Consider the following 1,456-nt stretch of genomic DNA (forward strand, 5'->3'; position numbering starts at 1 on the left):
TTTAATAAAAACACAGGTGACTGCTAGTCCGAAAGGATGTGTATAGTCACTGAATCCTGGCCAGTGCAGGTACCTAAAAGTTGGGTTCAACTGACCTAAGGGCCTGTAAACGCCGGGAGTAACTCTGACTCTCTTAAGGTAGCCAAATGCCTTGTCGGGTAAGTTCCGACGCGCATGAATGGAACAACGAGGGCCCCGCTGTCCCCGCGTACAACCCGGTGAAGCCACATAAGCTGGACGAACAGTCCAGCATCTTCCATCGGGGAGAGAAGACCCCGTGGAGTTTTACTGCAGCTTGTACTTGCAGTATAGTTGGAATTGCACAGAATAACGGGGAGCCATGCTAATGTCCTTCCGGGGATATTGGAAGCGCAAGTGTAATACCCGTCAGTTTTTGCAGTACCGCTTACGTCATTAACTTGACGAACAGGTGCAGGTGGGCAGTTCGGCTGGGGCGGCACCCCTTTGAAAAGATATCAAAGGGGCCCTAAGTTCGGTTCAAACGGGTCAGAAATCCGTTGAAGAGGGCAAGGCCAAAAACCGGACTGACTGGATCTCCAAACGCACGGGATTCAGAGACGAAAGTCGGGCCTAGCGATCCATGACGTCCCCACTATTGGGGGCTCGTGGTGACAGAAAAATTACCCCAGGGATAACAGGCTCGTCGCGGGCGAGAGCTCCTATCGACCCCGCGGTTTGGTACCTCGATGTCGGCTTTTCCCATCCTGGCCCTGCAGCAGGGGCCAAGGGTGAGGCTGCTCGCCTATTAAAGGGGAACATGAGCTGGGTTTAGACCGTCGTGAGACAGGTCGGTCTCTGCCTGATGGAAGCGTGGTTGCTTGAGGGGAAGTTGCTCCGAGTACGAGAGGAACAGAGCAGCGTAGCCTCTGGTTTAACGGCTGTCTGACAAGGCAGGCCGTGCAGCTAAGCTATTTAGGCTAACTCCTGAAAGCATCTAAGGAGGAAGCCTATCCCGAGAAAAGGCAGCCGTTCGCAAGATAAAGGATGGCCGCAGAAGACGGCGTTGATAGAATGGTGGCGTAGATTCCAAGCTTCGGCGAGGGGTGAACCAGCCATTACTAATAATCCAATACATCGGCTCAGTCATAATACATAGAGACTATACGCGACGATTCATTTTATTTTGAATCACAGCGAAAGCTGTAAAATTTTAGTTTTGAATTTTGAAATAATACACGACTTTTTAGATCCGTTGCGGGTAGAAACTCTCTTGATCATGGCAATATGGCAGTATTATGGCAGTGACTAGGAACAAAAAAGAGCCCTTATGGCAGTAATTTTGCAAGAACCCGTTGCGATCATTTTCATTTTAAAATCTACTTTTTTTTCCAGAACTTTTATCATGTTATCTGTTAATAATTTGTTATGGAAGAAAAAAAGAAGATCAAAACAACTGAAGATGATTACAACAAAGCTTTGGCATCTGATGATCCTA

1 rRNA gene is annotated in these 1,456 nt (G+C 48.4%); it reads left to right on the forward strand.

From position 1 onward, the window contains the following. Window positions 1-1,104: ribosomal RNA gene (locus VLA77_00040) — 23S ribosomal RNA — on the forward strand; the annotation flags it as partial. Window positions 1,105-1,456: the final 352 nt, after the last annotated feature.

The sequence above is a fragment of the Candidatus Saccharimonadales bacterium genome, assembly GCA_035457485.1.
Classification (GTDB): domain Bacteria; phylum Patescibacteriota; class Saccharimonadia; order Saccharimonadales; family EFPC-124; genus DATIBO01.